Source organism: Dorea ammoniilytica (assembly GCF_025567415.1).
In the GTDB taxonomy this organism is placed as follows: domain Bacteria; phylum Bacillota; class Clostridia; order Lachnospirales; family Lachnospiraceae; genus Claveliimonas; species Claveliimonas ammoniilytica.
In genome coordinates this window covers 1-22,039 of the sequence record NZ_JAOQJV010000008.1, presented here as the reverse complement: position 1 = coordinate 22,039, position 22,039 = coordinate 1, and the positions used below count along the sequence as shown (strand labels likewise).

General features: G+C 44.8%; 22 protein-coding genes. 17 read left to right on the top strand and 5 right to left on the bottom strand.

Going from position 1 to position 22,039, the window contains the following annotated elements:
• Window positions 1-56: 56 nt before the first annotated feature.
• The 3 genes from OCV65_RS07625 to OCV65_RS07615 are packed head-to-tail and all read left to right on the top strand — an operon-like array spanning window position 57 to window position 3,348.
• Window positions 57-1,103, top strand: a complete 1,047-nt coding sequence (locus tag OCV65_RS07625; RefSeq protein ID WP_262581556.1) for a DnaD domain protein — start codon at window positions 57-59, stop codon at window positions 1,101-1,103.
• Window positions 1,104-1,148: 45 nt separating this feature from the next.
• The gene (locus OCV65_RS07620) at window positions 1,149-2,138 is read left to right on the top strand and encodes an ATP-binding protein (RefSeq protein ID WP_262581555.1); all 990 of its coding nucleotides are present in this window, start codon (window positions 1,149-1,151) and stop codon (window positions 2,136-2,138) included.
• 19 nt (window positions 2,139-2,157) lie between these two features.
• Window positions 2,158-3,348, top strand: a complete 1,191-nt coding sequence (locus OCV65_RS07615) for a ribose-phosphate pyrophosphokinase (protein WP_262581554.1) — start codon at window positions 2,158-2,160, stop codon at window positions 3,346-3,348.
• A gap of 74 nt (window positions 3,349-3,422) precedes the next feature.
• Here OCV65_RS07615 and OCV65_RS07610 read toward each other — a convergent pair whose 3' ends face one another.
• The gene (locus OCV65_RS07610; protein WP_262581553.1) at window positions 3,423-4,097 is read right to left on the bottom strand and encodes an RluA family pseudouridine synthase; all 675 of its coding nucleotides are present in this window, start codon (window positions 4,095-4,097) and stop codon (window positions 3,423-3,425) included.
• Window positions 4,098-4,391: 294 nt separating this feature from the next.
• Between OCV65_RS07610 and OCV65_RS07605 the strand changes: the two genes are divergently transcribed.
• The 10 genes from OCV65_RS07605 to OCV65_RS07560 all read left to right on the top strand — a co-directional run bounded on the left by OCV65_RS07605 (window position 4,392) and on the right by OCV65_RS07560 (window position 14,671).
• Entirely contained in the window at window positions 4,392-5,144 is a 753-nt protein-coding gene (locus OCV65_RS07605; protein WP_262581552.1) for an ATP-binding cassette domain-containing protein, read from the top strand.
• Window position 5,145: 1 nt separating this feature from the next.
• A complete protein-coding gene (locus OCV65_RS07600) occupies window positions 5,146-6,093 on the top strand; it encodes an ABC transporter permease (RefSeq protein WP_262581551.1) in 948 nt (315 codons plus the stop codon).
• Complete coding sequence (locus OCV65_RS07595; protein ID WP_262581550.1) at window positions 6,093-7,037, top strand: carbohydrate kinase family protein; 945 nt, start codon at window positions 6,093-6,095, stop codon at window positions 7,035-7,037. The genes OCV65_RS07600 and OCV65_RS07595 overlap by 1 nt, the downstream gene beginning before the upstream one ends.
• Window positions 7,038-7,072: 35 nt before the next feature.
• Complete coding sequence (locus tag OCV65_RS07590) at window positions 7,073-8,179, top strand: sugar ABC transporter substrate-binding protein (protein WP_262581549.1); 1,107 nt, start codon at window positions 7,073-7,075, stop codon at window positions 8,177-8,179.
• Between the two features lie 125 nt (window positions 8,180-8,304).
• On the top strand, window positions 8,305-9,360 hold the full coding sequence (locus OCV65_RS07585; protein WP_262581548.1) for an ADP-ribosylglycohydrolase family protein: 1,056 nt from the start codon (window positions 8,305-8,307) through the stop codon (window positions 9,358-9,360).
• Entirely contained in the window at window positions 9,350-10,399 is a 1,050-nt protein-coding gene (locus OCV65_RS07580; protein ID WP_262581547.1) for an ADP-ribosylglycohydrolase family protein, read from the top strand. Before OCV65_RS07585 ends, OCV65_RS07580 begins: the two co-directional genes overlap by 11 nt.
• Window positions 10,381-11,142, top strand: coding sequence for a pseudouridine-5'-phosphate glycosidase (locus OCV65_RS07575; protein WP_262581546.1), 762 nt, complete (start codon window positions 10,381-10,383; stop codon window positions 11,140-11,142). Before OCV65_RS07580 ends, OCV65_RS07575 begins: the two co-directional genes overlap by 19 nt.
• A 39-nt stretch (window positions 11,143-11,181) precedes the next feature.
• Window positions 11,182-13,503, top strand: coding sequence for a pyruvate formate lyase family protein (locus tag OCV65_RS07570; protein WP_262581545.1), 2,322 nt, complete (start codon window positions 11,182-11,184; stop codon window positions 13,501-13,503).
• A 46-nt stretch (window positions 13,504-13,549) separates the two neighbouring features.
• Complete coding sequence (locus OCV65_RS07565; protein WP_262581544.1) at window positions 13,550-13,672, top strand: hypothetical protein; 123 nt, start codon at window positions 13,550-13,552, stop codon at window positions 13,670-13,672.
• 18 nt (window positions 13,673-13,690) lie between these two features.
• Entirely contained in the window at window positions 13,691-14,671 is a 981-nt protein-coding gene (locus OCV65_RS07560; protein WP_262581543.1) for a uroporphyrinogen decarboxylase family protein, read from the top strand.
• A 3-nt stretch (window positions 14,672-14,674) separates the two neighbouring features.
• Here OCV65_RS07560 and OCV65_RS07555 read toward each other — a convergent pair whose 3' ends face one another.
• Window positions 14,675-15,943 carry a sensor histidine kinase gene (locus tag OCV65_RS07555; RefSeq protein ID WP_262581542.1) on the bottom strand — a complete coding sequence of 423 codons (1,269 nt, stop codon included), beginning with the start codon at window positions 15,941-15,943 and terminating at the stop codon, window positions 14,675-14,677.
• Window positions 15,944-15,955: 12 nt separating this feature from the next.
• Window positions 15,956-16,669, bottom strand: a complete 714-nt coding sequence (locus OCV65_RS07550; protein WP_262581541.1) for a LytR/AlgR family response regulator transcription factor — start codon at window positions 16,667-16,669, stop codon at window positions 15,956-15,958.
• 462 nt (window positions 16,670-17,131) lie between these two features.
• On the opposite strand from OCV65_RS07550, the gene OCV65_RS07545 reads away from it, so the two are divergent.
• Window positions 17,132-17,635: a cysteine hydrolase family protein gene (locus tag OCV65_RS07545; protein ID WP_262581540.1), complete on the top strand. Its 504-nt coding sequence runs from the start codon at window positions 17,132-17,134 to the stop codon at window positions 17,633-17,635.
• Between the two features lie 3 nt (window positions 17,636-17,638).
• On the opposite strand, the gene OCV65_RS07540 is transcribed toward OCV65_RS07545, so the two are convergent.
• Window positions 17,639-18,163 (bottom strand): nitroreductase family protein, encoded by a 525-nt coding sequence (locus tag OCV65_RS07540; protein WP_262581539.1) that lies wholly within the window; start codon window positions 18,161-18,163, stop codon window positions 17,639-17,641.
• Window positions 18,164-18,417: 254 nt separating this feature from the next.
• Between OCV65_RS07540 and moeB the strand changes: the two genes are divergently transcribed.
• Together moeB and OCV65_RS07525 are read left to right on the top strand one after the other, a co-directional pair.
• Entirely contained in the window at window positions 18,418-19,545 is a 1,128-nt protein-coding gene (moeB, locus tag OCV65_RS07530) for a molybdopterin-synthase adenylyltransferase MoeB (protein WP_317258799.1), read from the top strand.
• 25 nt (window positions 19,546-19,570) lie between these two features.
• Window positions 19,571-20,098 (top strand): phosphatase PAP2 family protein, encoded by a 528-nt coding sequence (locus OCV65_RS07525; RefSeq protein WP_262581538.1) that lies wholly within the window; start codon window positions 19,571-19,573, stop codon window positions 20,096-20,098.
• Between the two features lie 76 nt (window positions 20,099-20,174).
• Here the strand turns inward: OCV65_RS07525 and OCV65_RS07520 are convergent, their stop codons facing one another.
• Window positions 20,175-20,414 (bottom strand): hypothetical protein, encoded by a 240-nt coding sequence (locus tag OCV65_RS07520; RefSeq protein ID WP_118452336.1) that lies wholly within the window; start codon window positions 20,412-20,414, stop codon window positions 20,175-20,177.
• A gap of 270 nt (window positions 20,415-20,684) precedes the next feature.
• On the opposite strand from OCV65_RS07520, the gene OCV65_RS07515 reads away from it, so the two are divergent.
• Window positions 20,685-21,917 carry a threonine/serine exporter family protein gene (locus OCV65_RS07515; RefSeq protein WP_262581537.1) on the top strand — a complete coding sequence of 411 codons (1,233 nt, stop codon included), beginning with the start codon at window positions 20,685-20,687 and terminating at the stop codon, window positions 21,915-21,917.
• Window positions 21,918-22,039: the final 122 nt, after the last annotated feature.

Here is a 22,039-nt window from a genome sequence, read left to right as displayed (position 1 = left end):
TTATTCCTCGATGCTATAATGTGTATGCTATGAGATGAGAGACGAGGAAGATCGAGATGACGAAATTAACTTTGACAAATTGCGTACAGGGTTATGCAACCCTGGTTGAGAATGAATTTATAGATAAATACATGGCAGAAGCGAATGGCGAGTATGTAAAGGTATACCTTTTATTATTGCGCTACAAGTGCGATCCGTCTGTGAACCTTGGTGTGTCGGAAATTGCCGATATTCTGGACTGTACAGAGAAGGATGTCAATCGTGCACTGGATTACTGGACGAAGAAAGGTCTGCTTGACGTTGCCAAGAGCGGAGCTCAGTCTGCACCGCAGGCACAGGAGAGAGAAGCGGCTGCGACACCGGCGAAGAAGGCAGCGCAGACAGTGATTTCTATGGTGAAGAAGCCAGAGAGTCCGGTGACACCGGAACCTAAGTCTGCACAGACACCGAGTGAGAAGAACCGCAAGGAATTCCGCGAGATTACGCATGTGACAGAGTTGTATCTGGGTAAGACACTGACCAAGACAGAAGTAGAAGAACTGGTGTATTTTTACGATGTACTTGGAATGTCAGCGGATCTGATCGAGTATCTGATCGAATATTGCGTAGAGAATGGGCATAAGAGCATACATTATATTAAGAAAGTTGCACTGTCCTGGAATGACCAGCATGTGACGACTGTAAAGGAAGCTAAGGATGCGTCCGGCAAGTATAATAAGAACAGCTATGCGGTGTTGAATGCATACGGCATCAAAGGCCGGGCACCGGCAGAGCCTGAGATGGCATATATTTCCAGATGGAATGACGAGTATGGATTTTCGCCGGAACTGATCGTGGAAGCCTGTAATCGTACTATGAATACGATCCATCAGCCGAGTTTTGATTATACGGAATCGATCCTGAAGAGCTGGATGGATAAGGGAGTCAGAGACATTGCTGATGTGAAGGCACTGGATCTGGTACATATGAAAGAAAAAGCAGCCAAGAAGACAGCAGCTCCGAGAACATCAAGCCGTACTGCGAAGAGCAAGTTTAATAATTTTGAAGGACGCAAGTATCAGGATATGGATGAGCTTACCAGAAAGCTGATCGAGACCCGGTAGCATATTGATTCATATATTAATTCTTACATTGACAAGGAGAGAGCAGTGGCACTTACCAATTCGCAGTATGATCATTTCATGCGTATATATGAAAAGAGACAATTGGATAATGAGAACCGACTGCGGGGACGCTATGAAGAGGTATATGATCGGATCCCGAGACTTCGTGAGCTGGATCAGTCTATTTCGGAACTTAGTGTTCGACAGGCACGCCGGATGCTGGATGGAGATGAGAGTGCGCTTACTGCATTAAAAGAAGATCTCCATCTTCTTTTTGAAGAAAAGAAACTGTTGTTGACCCAGGCTGGATATCGGACCGATTATCTTGAATTATCCTATACCTGTCCGGATTGCAAGGACACCGGTTATATAGGAAAAGAAAAGTGCCATTGTTTTAAAAAGGCAATTATAGATTACATGTATACACAGTCCAATCTGCAGGAAATATTACAAAAAGAGAATTTCAATACATTTTCTATGGACTACTATTCGGACAGCCATATCGACCCGCTGACAGGCAGATCTTCCAGAGAAGCGATCCAGACAGCGGTCAGGGCATGTCAGGAATTTACGCAGAACTTTGCAAAGGATGGAGGCAATCTACTGCTTTACGGAGATACTGGTGTGGGCAAGACATTTTTGACGCACTGTGTGGCAAAGGAGCTTTTAGATCAGACATTTTCCGTAATATACTTTACAGCAAGCCAGTTATTTGATATCTTTGCAAAGAAGCAGTTTGAAAAGGATGAGGATGCAGCGCGGGATTATGAACATATATATGACTGCGATCTGCTGCTCATAGATGATCTTGGGACAGAATTTGCAAATGGGTTTACCATCTCGCAGATGTTTGTCTGTCTGAATGAAAGATTACTGCGTGACAAGTCTACGATGATATCCACGAACCTTTCACTGGATGATCTTAATAATATGTACTCGGAAAGGGTGTTTTCCCGTATTACCAGTGCATACACCGTACTTCGGATTACCGGAGACGATATACGAATTCAAAAGAAACTTATGGGCAGAAAATAATTTTAGGAGGTACTTACAGATGATGCGCCGTAACGAACGTAACTTGGACAATATCCCGGTAGGAGCTTTGGGGATTATCGCACTTGACGGATGTCAGGAGATGGGAAACAGGGTGGATGAATACCTTGCCAAATGGCGTCATGAGGATGGATCTGAGTATAAGGATAATATCGCATTTTCAGGATATGAGAAGGACTCATATCTGCTCAGTGCAAAGGTGCCTAGATTCGGTTCCGGAGAAGCGAAGGGTATTATCAATGAGTCTGTACGAGGCAAAGATATCTACATTCTGGTAGATGTATGTAATTACAATTGCACTTATTCTATGAGTGGTCACGTGAACCACATGTCACCGGATGACCATTATCAGAACCTGAAGAGAATTATTGCTGCCATTGGTGGTAAGGCAAGACGTATCAATGTCATTATGCCATTCCTGTATGAGAGTCGTCAGCACAAGAGAGGCGGAAGAGAGTCTCTGGACTGTGCACTGGCACTGCAGGAACTGGTACGTATGGGCGTAGACAATATCATTACATTCGATGCGCACGATCCGCGTGTACAGAATGCAATCCCGCTCAGCGGATTTGAAACTGTACGTCCGACTTATCAGTTTGTAAAAGGACTTCTGGGAACCGTTAAAGATCTGAAGATTGACAGTCAGCATATGATGTCAATCAGCCCGGACGAGGGAGCTACAGAGAGAGCCGTATACCTTGCAAATGTGCTGAACCTGGATATGGGTATGTTCTATAAGAGAAGAGACTGCAGTCGCGTAGTAAATGGACGTAATCCGATTATTGCACATGAGTTCCTGGGATCTTCAGTAGAAGGCAAGGATGTGATAATTCTGGATGATATGATTTCATCAGGAGACAGCATCCTGGATGTGGCAAAACAGTTAAAGCAGCGCAAGGCTAAGAGAATCTATGCAGCAGCTACCTTCGGTCTGTTTACAAGCGGACTGGACAAATTTGATGAAGCGTATGAAGAAGGCATTCTGAATGGTGTGCTGACAACAAATCTGATCTATCAGACACCGGAGCTTCTGTCTAAGCCGTACTACATTAACTGTGATATGAGCAAGTATCTTGCGCTTCTGATCGATACACTGAACCATGACAGTTCTATCGGAAACATTCTGGATCCGGCGGATCGTATCCAGCATGTAGTGAACATGTATAACAATGGTGAGGAAGTACTTCCATAAATAAAAGAAAGTCAATAAAGTGAAAATATAAATCGGCGGTTCCGTTACGGAATCGCCGATTTTAAATTAACAGCTTATGAAAATGGCACCTGAAATTCCAGTGGAGTTCCGGTGATCGGATGGCGGAACGCGAGTCTGTATGCACAGAGCTTGATTTCCTGCCATCCTTTTTTCTGCGCATTTGGATTGTATTTGGCGTCTCCGACGATCGGGCAGCCCATATGGGCTAATTGTACGCGGATCTGATGATGGCGTCCGGTGTCCAGGGTGACTTCCAGAAGAGTCTGCTCGGCTTCTTTGGAATGGATGCGATAACTTAAGCGTGCCTCTTTGGCACCATGGGTGTGGTGGTCACATACTCTGGAAGTATTGCTCTTGCTGTCTTTGACAAGGTAATTGACGAGCGTATCGGTCTCTTTGGACGGACATCCGTCGACCAGCGCCATATAGTGTTTGCCAAAGCCTTCATTTGTTAACTGATGGTTCAGATTCCGGGCAGCCTTTGGATTCTTAGCAAATACCAGAATACCGGATACGGGCTGATCCAGTCTGTGGATTACGGCCAGATACGGTGCAGATCTATGTTTGTGTGAAGAGGAGGAACTGTGTTCTGCCTCAGCCAGATGGTTCAGGATCATGTGCTCCAGATCAGGAGTGCTGATGCGATGGCTCTGAGTGGCAAGACCATGTGGCTTGAAACAGACGATAATGTCCGGATCTTCATATAATATCTGTAATTCCTGTCTCATAAATATCTCCCCTTATTATGATGATAGTGTTTTTTGCCCCAACCTCATTTAAACACAGTAGCGAAAAATGTGCAAGTGATAGAGTGGTTATAAAAAAATCCTATAAATTTATAGATAACACAAATAAATGCGACTTACTTATAGATAAAGCCGATTTGTCAGACTATAAAACGAGTGATATAATAGTTGTGCAAAGCAAAAAGAAACATGAAATGATTTGTATTTTAAAATATAAAAGTTATAAACCAATTAAAAAGATGGGTTATAGAAAATATCAATATATACGAGGTTTTTATGAGTGAGGCATATTTAAAAGCGATCGAATTGCATAAGGATTTCGGACATGTACAGGCACTCCGAGGGGTGTCTGTAGCAGCGTATGAAGGAGAGGTACTTGCAATCGTTGGTGATAACGGCGCAGGTAAGTCCACGCTGATCAAAATTCTGTCCGGAGTATTGAGACCAGATCAGGGCAAGATCAAAGTAGGTGATCAGGAATACACAGGTCTGACTACCAGAGGGGCAATTGAGGCAGGTGTGTCCACCGTATATCAGGATCTGGCACTGGGGAATACGATGGATGTGACATCGAATCTGTTCCTGGGCAATGAACATTCCAGATTCGGATTTTTGAAAAAGAAGGAAATGAATAAGAAAGCAGAAGAACTGCTTCAGAATCTGGATATCAGGATTCCGGATGTGACGGTTCCGGTTGGGAACCTGAGTGGTGGTCAGAGACAGGGCGTAGCAGTAGCGCGTCTGGTGAATCGTGGCGGTAAGGTGTTTATCTTTGATGAACCGACAGCAGCGATGGGACTGAACGAGACGAATGCAGTGCTGAAGCTGATCCGCAGACTGGCATCGGATGGATATGTGGTAATTGTGATCAGCCACAATATGCCGCAGGTATTTGATATTTCGGATCGGATCTGCATTATGCGGCAGGGCAGAGTGATCGGCGAGATGAAGACCTGTGAGACGACCATGGACGAGGTGGTGTCTATGATTACAGGTGCAAAAGAAAAACAGGGACAGGCAGGTGCTTAGCGTGAAAAAGAGATTACAGGGACATTCATATATGATCTTTCTGATCACAATACTGGTCGTATTGATCGTGGTATTATCTATTGCATCGCCATTTTTCCTTTCCTGGAAGAATTGCAGGAATATTCTGAATCAGTCAGCTATTTATCTGGTGCTGTCTGTGGGAATGACATTCGTGATCTGTATGGGAGAGATTGATCTGTCGGTAGGCGCGATCATTGGATTTTCCGGTATGATCATGGGTATGCTGTGTGTGGCAGGCGTGCCGTCACTGGCGGCTGCACTTTTAGGACTTGCAGTATCAGCCCTGATCGGTGTGATCAATGGCGCGCTGGTAGCGTATGGCAAGATCAGTTCATTTATTGTGACGCTTGCAAGTATGACAGTGCTTCGGGGAGTGATTCTGGTATGGACCAATTCCAAGCCGATTTACGGATTTTCGGATATTTTTACATTTCTGGGTTCAGGCAAGATCGGACCGATCAATGTGCCGATCGTATTGTCATTGCTGATCGCAGTGATCGGAGCAGTGGTCCTGCATAAGACAGTGCTTGGTAATTATTGTCTGTTCTGTGGAACCAGTGCACTGGCATTGAATCGTTCCGGCGTAGATGTTAAGAAGTTAAAAATAGTGATTTATGCGATCTGTGGACTGTGCGCAGGTATCGCAGGCATGATCGTAACAGCCAGACTGAATTCGGCAGAGCCGCTGGCCGGACAGGGATATGAGATGGATGCCATTGCGGCAGCGGTTCTCGGAGGAACCAGTATGCAGGGTGGCAAGGGCAATGTAGCAGGTACCGTGGTTGCCTGCCTGATTCTGAATATTCTGAAGAACGGACTTGTACTTCTCTCAGTATCTTCTCATTATCAAGAAGTGCTGACTGGTGTGATATTAGTAGTAGCGGTACTCATTTCGGAGAGCAATCGCAGAAAAAGGAGTGAAGTATAATGGACAAAAAAGTATTATCACTGGGCGCGATCGCCATGGATGTAGTGCTGAACAGCTATGAACTTCCAAAGGATGACGGATTTGCATTGATCCATCATGAAGAAATGCTTCCGGGCGGCAGTGCATCCAATGTATCAGTAGCGTGTGCGAGCCTTGGCATGGAAGCATATCAGACCGGTAAGATCGGTGATGACGAGGTAGGCAGCCAGTTTCGTAAGACATTGGTAGCGGATCATGTGGATGACCGATATGTGGTAACAAAAGAAAATGGAACTACATTGCATACTTATATTATTACGGCACCGGGCGGTAAACACTGTATTTTTGCAAATGCGGGAGATGCGGTATGCACACTGACACCGGAGGAGCTTCCGGCTGATATTATGGATGGCATGGATATTTTCTACAATGATATGTTCTCGCCGAAAGCAGCCATCTGGCTGGCAGAGAAAGCACTGGAGCAGGGTAAGCCTGTCATTTACAATATGCAGTGTGTGCCAAGTTTCATGGAGACTTGTGGGACTAGCCGTGAAGAGATTGAGAAGATGATGGAATTGTGTACGGTATTTATCAGTGGACGCGCCGGCTACGAGGAGATGACCGGCGAGACAGATCCTTACAAAGCGATGCGCATGATCCAGGATAAGTATCATGTAAAAAAAGGAGTAATCCTGACAGCAGGAGGCGAGGGCGCTTACTGGTATGATGGAGAACACGAGTATCATGCTCCGGCATATGAAGTAGAACCGGTGGATACGACAGGTGCAGGAGACTGCTTTATCGGTGGACTGCTGTACTCATATTTCGGAGAAGAAAAAGAAGAAGTCTATGCATTAAAGTTCGCTAATGCAACGGCAGCTGTCAAATGTACGATCGCGGGACCGAGAAGCCGTGCAACCGTACAGGATGTATTGCATTTAATGAGGGAGGACCTCATTGAATAATAAATCTTACTAAGAGTTAAGCAAGGAGGAGCAGAATGAAAAAGAAATTAGTAAGCATTTTATTGTGTGTATCAATGGTATCCGCAATGGTAGCAGGATGCGGAAGCAGTTCTTCAGACGAGAAGAAAGAGGATACTAAGACAGAGGACACAGAAAAGAAAGATGACGCAAAGGAAGATGATGCGTCAGGAGAAGACACATTGTTTGCTCAGGCAATGGCACAGGTAGACGAAGACTTTGCACCACTGCCGAAGAAAGACAGCGGAGTGAAGCTTGCAGCTATCGAAAGTACACTGGCTAACTCTTTCTGGGTAACTATGCAGGAAGGTTACGAAGACACAGCCAAAGAGTATGGCGTAGATATTGACGTGCAGGCAACGGATTCTGATACAGATACAGCTGGACAGCTGAATATTCTGGAAAATATGCTTGTTAAAGATTACGCAGCAATCGCTGTATCTCCACTGACAGGCGACTGCCTGATTTCCGGTATTGTAAAAGCTAACCAGGATGAAGTACCGATTATCACAACAGGTAACGAAGTAGATGCGGATGCATTGAAAGAAGCCGGCGGATCTCTGACAGGTATGATCACGGTAGACTTCAAGTCTCAGGGAGAAATGGGAGCTCAGTACATCATTGATAATAACAAGAGTGACAGCAAGAAGGTAGCTGTTATCGCCGGTAACGAAGGTGGTACACAGGCAGACGCTCGTAGAGATGGAGCAAAAGAGGCATTTGAAGCAGCTGGTTATGATGTAGTAGCAGTTGAGCAGTGTGATTTCGACGTACAGAAAGCATATGATGCAGCTACAGCTATTATCGAAGCTAACCCGGATCTTGCAGGTATCGCTTGTGGTAACGATGATATGGCACTTGGTGTTGTAAAGGCTCTTCAGGAAAAAGACATGAAAGATCAGGTTATGGTAGTTGGTGTTGACTTTACAGAAGAAGCTAAAGCAGCAATCGAAGACGGAACATATGATGCAACAGTAGCTATGTCTCCATACCTTATGGGTAGAGAAGCTGTTATCATGATGCTGAAAGCCCTGGAAGGACAGGAAGTAACAAGCATTGGCGACAGCACACCGATGGCACTGGTTAATGCTGACAACGTAGCTGAGATGTCTGACTGGCACTAAGCGTCAGGAAGGTAATGAGGCGGAAATATCCGCTTGATCATAAGGGGAGATGTGTAATACATCTCCCCTTTCGTGCATATGGGCGGGAACAGTGGCTGCTCACGTGCTATAATAGAGGCGAGGTGATGAATGTGTATAGCTTAAATGACAGAATCCTGGGATGTCTGATCGGAGCAGGAGCCGGTGATGCCATGGGAGCAGCAACTGAGAGTCGGACGACCGAACAGATCCTTCAGTATTTCGGACACAAGGTGACAGATTTTGAAGTGACGCCAATGGATACGTTTGCCAAAGGCAACCAGCCGGGGCAGGCAACAGATGATTTCAGTTCGGCGTATTTTATTACCAGACATATTATCGACCACGATGGTGAGATTACGTCCGAAGTGGTAAAAGAGGCATTGATTGACTGGTCAGAACATCCGATATTTTTTGACCGTTTTGCGGGACCGACAACTCGTATGGCAATCCGCCGTTATAAGGGAGAGGAGATACCGGAATCTGATGCAATCCAACTGCTTCCGAGACAGGCAACCAACGGTGCGGCCATGAAGATTGCACCAATCGGTCTGTTTAATCCTGGCAATGTAGATCAGGCGATCTATGATGCAGCGGTAGTAACCATGGTAACGCATGATAATTATCTGGCGATTTCCGGCGGAAGTGCGGTGGCAGCAGCGGTTGCGGAAGCGGTAACACCGGATGCAGATGTGTACAGCATTATTCAGGCAGGAATCTACGGTGCGAAAGAAGGAGCACGTATCGGCAGAAAAATAGGAAGAGATGTAGCCGGCCCATCGGTAGTAAAACGAATTGAGATGGCGGTAGATATCGGACTTGGCAAGGGCACACAGGAAGAGAAAATGGTCGAGATCGCAGAGCGGATCGGCATGGGACTTCATGTGGCAGAGGCAATTCCAAGTGCATTCGGCTTCTTTGCGGCAGGCAGCGGGAATCCGATGGATGCAATTATCGGTGCGGTCAATGCGGGGTATGATACAGACACAGTAGCGACCATGGCAGGAGCAATGGCAGGAGCACTGTCAGGATCAGCAGCATTTCCGGAGCATTTCTTACCGACAATGGAAAAAATCAATGGATTTGAGATCCGTAAAACGGCAGACGATGTCGAGTGGATTGCAGGTATCAGACAGAAACGGGGTGAGCAGAATGTACGATAAGATATTGGGATGCCTGCTGGGCGCAGCGACAGGAGATGCGATGGGAGCAGCTACAGAGGCCAAGTCCACCGGACAGATCAAAGAGATCTTTGGCGGACGTGTGGAATCTTTTCAGAAACCGCCAAGAGACGTACAGGCGAGAGGACGAAAGCCGGGTCAGGTAACGGATGCATTCAGTATACCTTATATGCTGACAAATGCAATCGTGCAGGCGGATGGTAAGATTACCAGAGAGATCGCAATGGAATCTCTGTTGGAGTGGGGAGATACCGAGTATTTTGAACCATTTGCGGGCATGACCACCAGAAAAGCAATTATCGAGATGAACCGGCAGAAGAAAATGAATACCTGGGATTATATCGGACATTTGGGCAATAAGCTGTTTAAGGGGCATTATTATGCACTGTCCTCTAATGGAGCTGCGGTAAAAGCGTATCCGGCGGGCTTATTCAGCAATGGAAATGTGGATAAAGCAATTGAAAATGCGATGGAGATTGCGATATCTTCCCATGATGATCCATGGTCAGTGTCAGGAGCATGCGCGATTGCGGCAGCAATCTGCGAGGCTATGAAGTATGATGCAACTGTATATAGTATTGTGCAGGCAGCAAAATACGGATGCAGGGAGGGCGAAGCGCTTGCCAGAAAACGGACAGATATTCATGTGTATCCGGGACCATCGGTTGCAAAACGATTGGATATGGCAATTGACATTGCACTCCATACTTCGGACGATAAGAATCCGGTTGATGAGATGCGTGACCGCATCGGAAGCGGACCGGCGATCGCAGAGACGGTACCGACAGCAATCGGTATTTTTATCGCGGAGCGCGGTGATGGCATGAAATGCATCTGTGATGGAGTAAATATCGGAGATGAGACCAGTGCGATCGCAAGTATTGTGGGAGCGCTGTGCGGTACGTTCCGCGGCAGCAGAAGTTTTCCGGAAGACTATCTGGATTTCTTAAACGAACAGAATGGATTTGATCTGGAATTGCAGGCAGGAGGCGTGCTATCGGCATGCGAGAATTTATCATAGAGTCGGCACTGCTGACACATGGCCTGAAAAGTATCGGCAGTGAGCGTTTGAAACAAGAACTGGATAAAAAATGGAAGATTGCATGGCTGGATTATGGGCGGATGATTGTAGGAAATGTGGACGAGTTCTGTGAGTTTCGGGAGCGGGCAGCAGACTATGGGCGTGTGAATTATTTTAATTACGATCAGGCAGTTCGTGCAGGGAGGTCAGGCGCATTAACTGCATCGGGAGCCATGCGGGTGTGTGAAGACAGAAAGATTCCGCTCGTGGTAACCTGTGGAATCGGAGGATTAGTGCCAGATCAGTGTGCAGAGAAATGCAATGATCTGCGGGCGTTGATGCATTCGAAAGTGTCGATGCTGGCAACGTCATTTAAAGATATGTTTGATTTTTTATATTCGGTTGAACAGGCAGAAAAATCAGGTGTCCGGGTATGTGTGTCTGATGAAACACTGCCGGGAGGATATATGTTTCTGCCACAGGAAGCGTCCGGGACAAGACTGCCGGAGGTAAAGACTGCCACACCTCATATGCTGTGCCTGAACCCTATCCCGGCAGAGAAACGGATTCAGGATTACCGCATATTGGAAGAATCAGTCATTTACGGAAAAGAACAAGAAAAACAGGGACGGTATTTTCATCCGGCGGTGAATGCGAGAATTGATGAATTGACAGGTGGCAGATCGTCAGAGATCCAGCTGGAATCATTGATTGCCAATGCGCACTTTGCAGAAGATATATGAGCATAATGGATGTAAATTGATAGTAGGAAGGATAGAGACATGAGAACAAAACGGACCGTCACCAGACGGATACAGGTATTAAAAGAAAATCGAAAGAAATATGCCAGAACATCCGAGATTCCGGTGCGTGATGATGCGTACCGGGAAGCGGTCCGGGAATATCCGGAGGCATCTGTGGAAGAACAGTATGCATATGGATTTGCAAATACGCTGGCGAAAAAGGAAATTCTTATACCGGAGGATGATCTTTTGGCAGGGTATTTGTTTCAGTATGCATATAATGTGAATTTCCCGATGAAGGTATCAGAAGACTTTGATCCGGCAGAGCGGGCGAAGTTTCAGATGGACATGGAGCGGGAGATAAAAGAAACAAAAGAATTGCAATCAGAATCTGCATCAGATGAGCTGGATGAATTCGCGGATGCCGTGGAGGCCTGGCTTGTGAAACACTGGCATTCGGGACATACGCTTGCCGGATATGAGATGCTTCTTAACACTGGATGGGGAGCATTGCTCACGCAAGTGGAAGAACAGCTTGGAAAAGCGCAGAGTGAAAAAGAAAAGCAGACGGTACATGCATTCCAGATTGTGTTAAAAGCATGTATGAGTTACATGCACCGCTATCTGGAAGAGGTAGAAAGACAACTAAATAGATTAAAAAGAAATAATAATATTGACAAGGGCAATTACAATGACAGTTATAACGACGGATTCGGAACCAGGAGGGAATGTTTGGAACGAATGCGGGACGCATTGATGAATATAGAGACAAAAGCACCGGAGACATTTTATGAGGCGCTGCAGTTACTGACGCTTGCCAATGAGATGATGTACTGCGAGAATATTCCATCGGGCATTTCGCTTGGCAGGATTGATTATTATCTGTATCCGTTTTACCGGAAAGATGTGGATGCCGGAAGACTTAATTATGAAGAAACGGGTGAATTGATCGAGGCTTTCTGGCTCAAATGCAGCTGTCAGAAAAAGGCTTATCAGAATATGACACTTGGCGGATGTGATGCGGATGGCAGATGCTCGGTGAATGATCTAACCTATCTCTGTCTGGAGTCGGCAGCAAATCTTCGCGTGGATCAGCCGTCAGTGAATTTCCGATGGACGGATGATATGCCGGAGGAAGCATGGAAGGCTGTGCTTGCATTGATCCGAACGGGCATGGGATTTCCGGCGCTCCTTTATGATCCGTGTTGCATGAAAGCGCAGATGAATAATGGTGTGTCGAAAGATGATGTGTGGAAGTATGGATTTGTAGGCTGTGTGGAAATGGCGATTCCGGGGAAGGAAAATGCGATGACGGAGCTTGCAAGGCTGAATCTGCCAAAGCTCTTGGATCTGCTTCTACATCAGGGGAAAGATACCTGTAGTGATAAGATATTCCGGATGAAGAATCAGAAAAGCTTAGCTGAATTTGAAACTTATGAAGAACTTGAACAAGCGTATCTGAACGAATTGGAATACTGGGTACGAAAGATTATCCGTAATCTGAACCGTATCGAGCATCTGTATGCAGAGAAATATCCCCTTCCGTATCTGTCAGTGCTGACGGAAGATTGTATCGGCAGCAGAAAGGATGTTATGGCAGGCGGTGCGAGATATACCGGCGTGGGATTTAATCTGGGCGGTATTGGGACAGCAGTAGATGCATTGGCGGCGATTCGGGATGTAGTCTACGATAAGAACATGGTCACATTAGAAGAGTGTATGGAGATATTGGATGAAGACTTTGAAGATTCAGAGCAGATTCAGCGATATTTGTCTGCCCGTGCGCCCAAATATGGCAATGATCAGAGCAGAGAATGGGATGTTGATCAGATAGCATTCCGACTCGAAAAACGGGTATCAGATACTTTGAAGGAACACCGGAATTATTGGGGCGGTTCATACCGGTTTGGATTATATACAGTAGAAGATCACGCTATTATGGGTATGCACACAGGTGCAACAGCAGACGGAAGAAAGAGTGGAGAATCCTTGTCTAACTCGTCTGGAGCATCCCAGGGAAAGGATACCCATGGACCCACTGCACTGATTAATTCGGTTACGAATTTTCCAATGGAAGAAGCTGGCAATGGCATGGTATTGGATGTGAAATTTACCCCATCTTTATTAGAAGAAGAGACCGGGAAACGGGCATTGCGTAGCCTGATCGAGACGTATTTTCATAAGGGTGGCATGGAAATGCAGATCAGTATAGTGTCAGTGGAGACACTTAGGGCAGCACAGGAGCACCCGGAGAATTACGCGGATCTGATCGTGCGGGTGTCGGGATTCAGTGCATATTTCTGCTCACTCAGAAAGGCAACGCAGGATGAGATCATCAAGCGGACAGAACATGTGATGTAAGTGCATTTGGTTGAAAGATATTACAGGTTTGGAAAGAGGCTATGGGATGACAAAGGAAGAACTTTACCGGGAATTGGCGAAGCAGAAAATGGAAATGACACCTGACGAGCGGATGAAAGCATACATGGCGGGAGAAGAAGTGGACTGTATTCCACACAGGTTATTGTAGGCGGATGATGCATTTGGCGTGGCATGGGGATATTCCAAGCATGATCTGTATAACAACCTGGGCGTTCGTGCGGCGCAGCTAAGGAAGAAGCAGAAATTATACGGTGATGCATCGATTCCGTTCAAATTGGGACTTCGTGGAATGGGAATCGCCCTTGGCTCGGAGGAAATTGTATCAGATCGCGGAGAAAATGATATTGGCAGACGTTTTCTGGATAGCTATGATAAATTATACGTCCTGGAAGAATTTGAGGTGGAAACGAATCCCTGGATGCAGAAGAAGATTGAGACTGCGCGGGAAATGAAACAGAGACTTCCAGAGTTGAAATACAGTGGTGGTATGGCAGGACCGATTACGACAGCGATTGCTATGCGACCGATTGAATATGTGTTGCGGGACATGCGGAAGGCACCGAAGGAGTTACATCGGCTGTTAGAATTAATCGTTGTGTGTAATCTAAAATATGTACGGGCTGGGTATGAACAGCTTGGCATCACTTCCTGGTCGATTTCAGATCCGGTTACAACCACAGATATTTTGGGGGTGCGGTATTTCAGAGAATTTTCAGGACCATATCTGAAGACGCTTCATGACGGCATTGTTCATATTACAGGATCGGAACCTACGATTCATATCTGTGGACACAGCAAACCAATCTGGGAAGACCTGGCGGATTGTGGATTTACAATGCTGAGCGTGGATAACTGTGAAAATATGTTGGATTTTCAGCGAATTGTCGGTGATCGGATGTTCCTGACCGGCAATGTACCGCCGGTGGACGTGATGCGGAACGGAACCATTGATGATGTGATTGAATCAGTGAAGATATCCCTGCGCACAGGAGCAGAGAACCCGAAGGGGTTCATGCTGAACACAGGGTGTCAGGTATCGATGGGAGTACCTCTTGAGAATATGGATGCGTTTTTCTATGCAGCACGGAAATACGGTGCCGGGGCACGAATCGGACGGATGCCGAAAGGGATGAGCGCTGTACTTTGAAAATCATATAATTACCTGCATAACAAAGTATTTATCCGTAACAGAAAACTGGCAATTTCCACCGAGCTTTTCAGTTACATACCAGATGCTGCGCGTACCGAATCCATGACCGATCTCGGAAGTCCGAGGCAGTCCGTCGATAATCTCTGGTGGAGTGGCATATGTGTTTTTCAGGGATAATAGTAATTTATTCTCTTTTGTATGTAAGTCTAATTTAATGAATCGTTCAGTTTCCGGAAGTGAGGATACAGCATGAATTGCATTTTCCAGACCGTTGGAAAGAATTGCTGTCATATCGATATCCGAAATAGGTAATTCTTCCGGGAGCTGAATGGAATATTCAAAACAAATCTTATGATGTTCGATTTCATTTCTGTGAGAAGATAGGATTAAGTTTACAATTTCATTTTTACAATACCTTTGCATGGCGGTTTGATCAGATATGTGAATCACTTCACGGATGTATGCAAGGGCTTTGTCATTTTCGTCATTTTCAATATAAGATACAATACCTGATAAAAAGTGTCTCATATCGTGGCGAAGGATAGACACGGCGCGTTCAGAACGGCGGATTGCTTCCAGTTCTTTTTCGGTCTGGACTCGTTTCATTTCCATCAACTGGTTCTGTTGTTCGATTTCTTTACTGGTTTCATATTCTTTAAAGTACAAAAACAAAAACATCAGATAGGTGATGCAGAGTACAAATCCCAGGAATTCTCCGACAATCTCAAGCCCGGAATAAAGCAGGGAAGTGTAAATACTGGTTACATAGTCAAAAATGTAGTAAACAAATGGCATAAAGCCCAGAATTGCCAGAGACTTGGCATTCTTTTGAAGAAGCTGGGATGTGACGTCTGACACATAATGTATCAGCAGGACAAATACGATGACAGTTACGCAGATCCGGACACTGTAATAGATCCATTCCTGATGTGATACAGTCAAAGCAGTAATGCCGATCCAGTTACTGATCTGACAACAGAGATAAGCAGTCAGGACAGAGAGTATGGACAGAACGAAATTATATTTATAATAAAGTGTTAGAAAAAGCACCAATGGGATATGGATGATCAAAGGATATACCTGTTCGGTAAATGATGTTCCATATAACAGAAAAGAAAGTGCGTAAATAACGCCTGTGAGACAGGAAAAAATCAGTAAGTGAAGATTATTTTTCCGGTTAAGACGTACGCCGAGAAATGCTGCGGATGCATAGACGCCAAACAGTAATGTAGTTGCATTATGGATCAGACTTAAAATATTTGTAAGCATAGTGAATACCTCTTAATCCCGGAACATTTGTGCAAAATATGCTTCTTTGAAAGCTTTTGCATAACCACGGGCAATCGGGATGGACCTGCCGGACTTCATTGTAATCTGTGTGGTGGTGAAATGATCTACATTCTGCAGATATACCAGATAACTTCGATGGCACTTGAAGAAACGGTTATCTTCTGTAAATCTGCTTTCAAATGAATGAAGAGGCTCGGATGCTTCCAGTGTGTCGCCTGTGCAAAGGTGAAAAACAACTTTTTTATTCTGTGCTTCGGCATATTCAATGTCATGAAGATATAACTTCTGATAACCAAAAGAAGTCTTGAGAACGATATGTGCAGGTTCATCGGTAATAGTATGTGCACATTCATCAAGCGTATCTTTGAGCTGTTCATAAACAATGGGTTTCAGAACGTAGCCCTGTGCTTTTACCTCGTAGGACTCCAGTGCAAATTCAGGGGAAGAAGTCAGGAAAATGATCTTAACAGCTTTATCCGTCTGACGAAGTTCTCTTGCGGTATCCATGCCATTCAAAAGAGGCATGATAATGTCCAGAAAGATGATATCCATGCGTTCCTCGGCATTGGCAGCAAGCAGGTCATCTCCATTATTGTAAGAAGAGATGCTGACCGGAAACTGTCTTTCTTCTGACCATTTATTGATAAATTTAATTGCGAGCTCCAAGAACAGCGGACTGTCATCGCACACGGCTATCTTAAGCATAATTTCACTCCAATTCTTTGCGTAATATCTCTTTTTATTTTATATGAAAATCCATCTGCTTTCAATGTGATTCGTATGCAGTTCACACCGTCAGAATTGCATTTCGCGCTATATAGGGAGGAAATGACAACAATAACGGTATAATATTGAAATATATGGGGAGAATTTGAAAAAGTTCAAAGGAGATTACAGTAACATTTGCTAACAGCGCATTTACAGCTCAGACGAAAGAAGTGGTAACACAGGAAGCTGATGCACATACATCATCTGAGTGGAATCTGTGTAATCTTGAGGCGGCGCAGAACCAGATAATAAGAATGGATAAAGTTAAATCCCAGGAGTGATTAAAGTTCCTGGGATTTTTATATGAAAAATGATATTTGCTGTTGACGAAGAAAAAAGGTAAAATAAGTTTATATAGACCTTGTATTAAATGCATTTTAAAATGGGAGGAATTATCACATGAAAACATTAATCGTAGTTGATATGCAGAATGACTTTATAGACGGTTCGCTTGGCACGAAGGAAGCGCAGGCTATTGTGCAGAAAGTAGCAGCCAAGATCAGAGAATATCAGGAAGCAGGAGACCAGATCATTTTTACGAGGGATACGCATGGTGAGGATTATCTCGAGACGCCGGAGGGCAAGAAGCTTCCGGTGGAGCATTGCATCAAGGGAACGAAGGGATGGATGATCGCGGATGGTCTGGAAGTGGACGGCGCAGAGTACATAGACAAACCGAATTTTGGATGGTCACATTGGAATGAGTGGACATTTGATGAGATTGAGATGGTCGGTCTATGTACAGACATCTGTGTAGTATCGAATGCATTGATCCTGAAAGCCGAGTTCCCGGAAGTGAAGATCACCGTAGATGCATCCTGCTGTGCAGGTGTTACGCCTGAGAGCCATGAAGCGGCTCTTTTAACCATGAAAATGTGTCAGATTGATGTGATAAATGAATAATCTTTAGTATTTTTCATAATGAATCTTATCGACAGAAAGCGCGGACAGTTCGGTCTGCGCTTTTTCTTCTGCAGGCATACCCAGAGAAAGTGTTGCCTCCAGGCGATAGTCAGCCGGGTAGCCGAGCAGGTCACGCAGATAATCTTCGGTTGTGGTGTCATTTGGTGTCATGCGGAGACGTCCCTGGATCCAGCAGCTTCCGATACCGAGTGTAGAGGCAGCGAGGTGCATGTTAGACATGGCAATGGAGCAATCCTCTACCCATACATCGGTCTTGCTTTCGTCAGCAATAACGACGATAGCGGCGTTGGCGTTTTCAAGCATTTTGGCAGCGCCGACACGGCTTCCTGACATTTTCTGAAGAGTTTCTTTGTTACGTACTACGATAAATTCCCAAGGGCGTACTGCACGACCGGATGCAGACAGAAGTCCTGCCTGAAGGATGGTCTGCAGATCCTGATCGCTGATGTCGGCGTCTGTGTATTTGCGGATGCTGTGTCTTTTCTGAAGCATTTCTAATAAACTCATAATACAATCTCCTTTACGATTTGATAAGCTCATAGTAGCACAGAGAAAGTTGTGAAACAAGTGGGCTGTTGACATAGTACCATATCTGTTGAAATACGAGAAAAATTCGCCTATAATTGTTGATATGAGTGCATGAGCCGGTTGAGAGATAATCAGTGTGTTCATCATTGAATGGGATATATCGAGTATCGTATCTTGCCATTACATTTGGGGGCAATAAATAGCTAAAATTGAACGAAAAGGAGCCAAATATTTTGAATACAAAAGAGATAGAAGTGACGCTGGAGCAGATCGCAAACTGGAAAAAGGAAAATGTCGTGTACATAGATACACGCGGAGCGGTTGCGTATCAGCACGGTCATATAGAAAATGCGCAAGTGTTTGAAAATATGGATGTTATGAAAGAACAGATACCGTTACAGGAGGACAAGAAGTATATTGTATACTGTACATATGGTGAGACCAGTTACGAGATTGCGCAGGAACTCCGGGAAATGGGATATGATGCTTATAACTTGAAGGGTGGTTATCGTTCATGGCTTCTGAAACATACATCTGGATATAGCAGAGAAGAATTACTCCGTTATGACCGCCAGATCATCCTGCCGCAGATCGGGATGGATGGACAATTGAAATTAAAGAATGCGAAAGTGCTGATCATAGGTGCAGGTGGATTAGGTGCACCGGCAGCATTGTATCTTGCGGGTGCAGGAGTTGGCACGATCGGACTGATGGATGCGGATGCCGTGAGTCTGTCGAATCTGCAGAGACAGATCATCTTCAGTGAATCGATGGTGGATCAGAATAAGGCGGAATCTGCAAAACAAGTGTTGGAACATCTCAACAGCGGAATTCAGGTGAAAGCATATAAGGAATTCATCACGCCGCAGAATGCTGAAGAGATCATATCGGAGTATGATTTTGTTATCGATGCAGTGGATAATTTTGAAGCAAAGTTCCTGATCAATGATGCGTGTGTGTTGGCGGGCAAGCCGTTCTGCCATGCAGGTATCCTGAGATTTCAGGGTCAGGTGATGACTTATGTGCCGGATGGCAAGTGTACCTGCTACAGATGTATTTTTGAAGAGATACCGGATTCGTCCAGTGTCCAGAACTGCTCGCAGGCGGGCGTGATCGGTGCAATGGCGGGAATTATCGGAAGTGTACAGGCATTAGAGGCAGTGAAATATTTTACCGGCGCAGGCGAACTGCTGACCAATAAAATGTATGTATTTGACGGACTAACGATGGAGAACCGTATTGTCAGATTTCCGAATCGTAATGAAAGATGCCGTGTGTGTGGAGAAAATGCAGACATCAAGAGCGTGAAGGGCAATGCGGCAGAATACCGGAGAAAAGGATGTGCAATCCAGTCGATGTAGTTTATCAAAGAAAGAAGTGAACGACGTGGAAATTAGTATCTTAAATACAATACAACATATGCGCACACCAATCCTGGATACGATCATGTGCGTGATTACAAAACTGGGAAATGCAGGGATAATATGGATCCTGTTGACGGTAATCTTGTTGATTCTTCCGAAGACCAGACGGACCGGAGTGATTCTGATGCTGGCGCTGTGCGTGGATGTCGTGCTTTGCAATGGAATCCTGAAGAATCTGGTTGGACGAATCAGACCGTTTGATGTGAATACATCGATACAGCTTCTGGTTGCAAGACCACATGATTATTCGTTTCCATCCGGACACACAGCGGCGTCCTTTACGGCAGCGATGGCACTCTACCTTGCCGGAGAGAACAAGATGTGGAAACCGGCACTGGTACTTGCCGTGCTGATCGCATTTTCCAGATTGTATCTGTACGTACATTATCCGACAGATATTCTGGGAGGAATTATAACCGGATGCATCGCAGCCTATATCGGATATCGAGTTGAAGAAGGCGTTTTCTCACGTTTGAAATGGAAACAGTGAAGATAAGAACCTAAATCAGGAGACTGTCTGCGATATAAGCAGAACAGCCTCCTGATTTATAAGGGGATATAATGGATTAATCCTCGTCGTCAAACATGAAATCATCATCCAGACCGCCGTAACAGTTATCACTGTTATTGCCGTTATTACAGCCAATCGATACACCTTTTTTTATTGGTGAGATCAGAAAGCCGTGGATCATTCCGTACAGTACACAACAGGTGGCTACGAGGATCTTCTCGGCTGGTGTCCAGTCTCGGCAGAGAAACTCGGTAAAGCTTTTTCCGATTTTTTTAATTACGATCAATGCTCTCATATGTCGAACTCCTTTCAGAATGCGTTATTATACCTATTTCCATTATAACTGTACAGGAAAAGAAAGTAATATTAGAAAAAATAATAATGTTATTTAAAATAGTTATAGAAAAAACCAATAAATACATTTTACGCATCGAAAAAATCATGATACAATCTGGAATAAAAGGTTACTGTTCAGCCCCTTGGCATGAGTTATCATGCGGTTTTGCGAATGTATGGAGGGGCTGAAAGGAATTGTTATAGAACTTGGGAAAAAGGATGAATTGGAATGAATTATTATAAGATCGTACAGGGGATTCTGGACATTGGAGAGGGGATGCTCAGGAGTGGAGCAGAGAACTTCCGTCTGGAGGACAGCTTTTATCGTATGTGCAGAAGCTATGGGTTTGTAAAGTCGGATGTGTTTGTTATTCCGAGTAATATACAGGTGACGGTAGAGACTCCGGAAGGTGAGATTATCACACAGATCCGTCATGTCAATGGAGGGGAGCCGAATTTTGACAGACTGGATTATCTGAACAATCTGTGCCGCTACGTCTGTCAGAATACACCGGATGAAAAGGAGCTGCATGAGAAGTATCTGGAAGTTATGAACCGACCGAAGCAGAAGCGGCTCACCCGTTATCTGGCGGGCATTATGGGTGGTACAGGATTCGCAGTATTCTTTGGAAGTAATACGAAGGATGCGCTGGTAGCAGCGGTTGTGTCAATTCTGATCGTATATGTGGGTGACTTGCTGTCGGAGAGAGAAGATAACCTGATGGTATACAATACGCTGATGGCATTTATGGGGGAACTCATCATTATTCTGGCAAGCAGGGTTGGACTTGCGGATCATCCGGATCGGATTATGATCGGTATCGTCATGCTGTTGATCAGTGGACTCAGTACGACAAATGGTATCCGGGATATCCTTCAGAGTGACTTTATATCAGGATTTTTACATATTATGAGTTCGATGCTTGGCGCTGCGGGTATTGCATTTGGAATCGCGATAGCACTGCTGATGTTCCATGAAGGCACAACAGATACATTCATCCTGAATCACAGTATACTGATCCAGCTTATTTCCTGTACGATTGCATGTACCGGATTTGCATGGTGGTTTAAGATACGAGGAATACAGGTAGTGTATAGTGGTATTGGGGCATTTTTTACATGGGGGATTTACGTGGTGGTATATGCGATAAAGCCAAGTAATTTCCTGGCGACATTGATGGGGGCGATTTTTGTGGCATTTTATGCATTTGTCATGTCGCGTGTTAATAAGGCACCATCGACCATATTCCTGACAGCATCGGTGTTTCCGCTGATTCCAGGACCGAACCTGTATTATCTGATGTATGCATGTGTGGCAGGAGACATTTCACAGGCATTTGGCGAGACCGTGGTTTTATTTGCAACCTGTCTGGCAATCGCGTTTGGATTTATTATTGTAGATGTAGTATCCAGAAGTATTATGTATGGAATGAAGAGGGAATATCATCTCAGGAAGATGTAATGGGAGAATTGGTGTAAAGAAATTGTTAGTTGAATAAAGAAAATAAAAATGAGAGTAATCACTTTCTAAGGTATAATGGTTTCGACGAAAAAAACATATATCAAAGGAGGATTACTCTCATG

Coding starts and splice junctions, on each gene's coding strand:
- OCV65_RS07625 (WP_262581556.1), top strand. CDS start 57: ATGACGAAATTAACTTTGACAAATTGCGTACAGGGTTATGCAACCCTG.
- OCV65_RS07615 (WP_262581554.1), top strand. CDS start 2,158: ATGATGCGCCGTAACGAACGTAACTTGGACAATATCCCGGTAGGAGCT.
- OCV65_RS07610 (WP_262581553.1), bottom strand. CDS start 4,097: ATGAGACAGGAATTACAGATATTATATGAAGATCCGGACATTATCGTC.
- OCV65_RS07605 (WP_262581552.1), top strand. CDS start 4,392: ATGAGTGAGGCATATTTAAAAGCGATCGAATTGCATAAGGATTTCGGA.
- OCV65_RS07595 (WP_262581550.1), top strand. CDS start 6,093: ATGGACAAAAAAGTATTATCACTGGGCGCGATCGCCATGGATGTAGTG.
- OCV65_RS07590 (WP_262581549.1), top strand. CDS start 7,073: ATGAAAAAGAAATTAGTAAGCATTTTATTGTGTGTATCAATGGTATCC.
- OCV65_RS07585 (WP_262581548.1), top strand. CDS start 8,305: ATGAATGTGTATAGCTTAAATGACAGAATCCTGGGATGTCTGATCGGA.
- OCV65_RS07580 (WP_262581547.1), top strand. CDS start 9,350: ATGTACGATAAGATATTGGGATGCCTGCTGGGCGCAGCGACAGGAGAT.
- OCV65_RS07575 (WP_262581546.1), top strand. CDS start 10,381: ATGCGAGAATTTATCATAGAGTCGGCACTGCTGACACATGGCCTGAAA.
- OCV65_RS07570 (WP_262581545.1), top strand. CDS start 11,182: ATGAGAACAAAACGGACCGTCACCAGACGGATACAGGTATTAAAAGAA.
- OCV65_RS07565 (WP_262581544.1), top strand. CDS start 13,550: ATGACAAAGGAAGAACTTTACCGGGAATTGGCGAAGCAGAAAATGGAA.
- OCV65_RS07555 (WP_262581542.1), bottom strand. CDS start 15,943: ATGCTTACAAATATTTTAAGTCTGATCCATAATGCAACTACATTACTG.
- OCV65_RS07550 (WP_262581541.1), bottom strand. CDS start 16,669: ATGCTTAAGATAGCCGTGTGCGATGACAGTCCGCTGTTCTTGGAGCTC.
- OCV65_RS07545 (WP_262581540.1), top strand. CDS start 17,132: ATGAAAACATTAATCGTAGTTGATATGCAGAATGACTTTATAGACGGT.
- OCV65_RS07540 (WP_262581539.1), bottom strand. CDS start 18,163: ATGAGTTTATTAGAAATGCTTCAGAAAAGACACAGCATCCGCAAATAC.
- OCV65_RS07520 (WP_118452336.1), bottom strand. CDS start 20,414: ATGAGAGCATTGATCGTAATTAAAAAAATCGGAAAAAGCTTTACCGAG.
- OCV65_RS07515 (WP_262581537.1), top strand. CDS start 20,685: ATGAATTATTATAAGATCGTACAGGGGATTCTGGACATTGGAGAGGGG.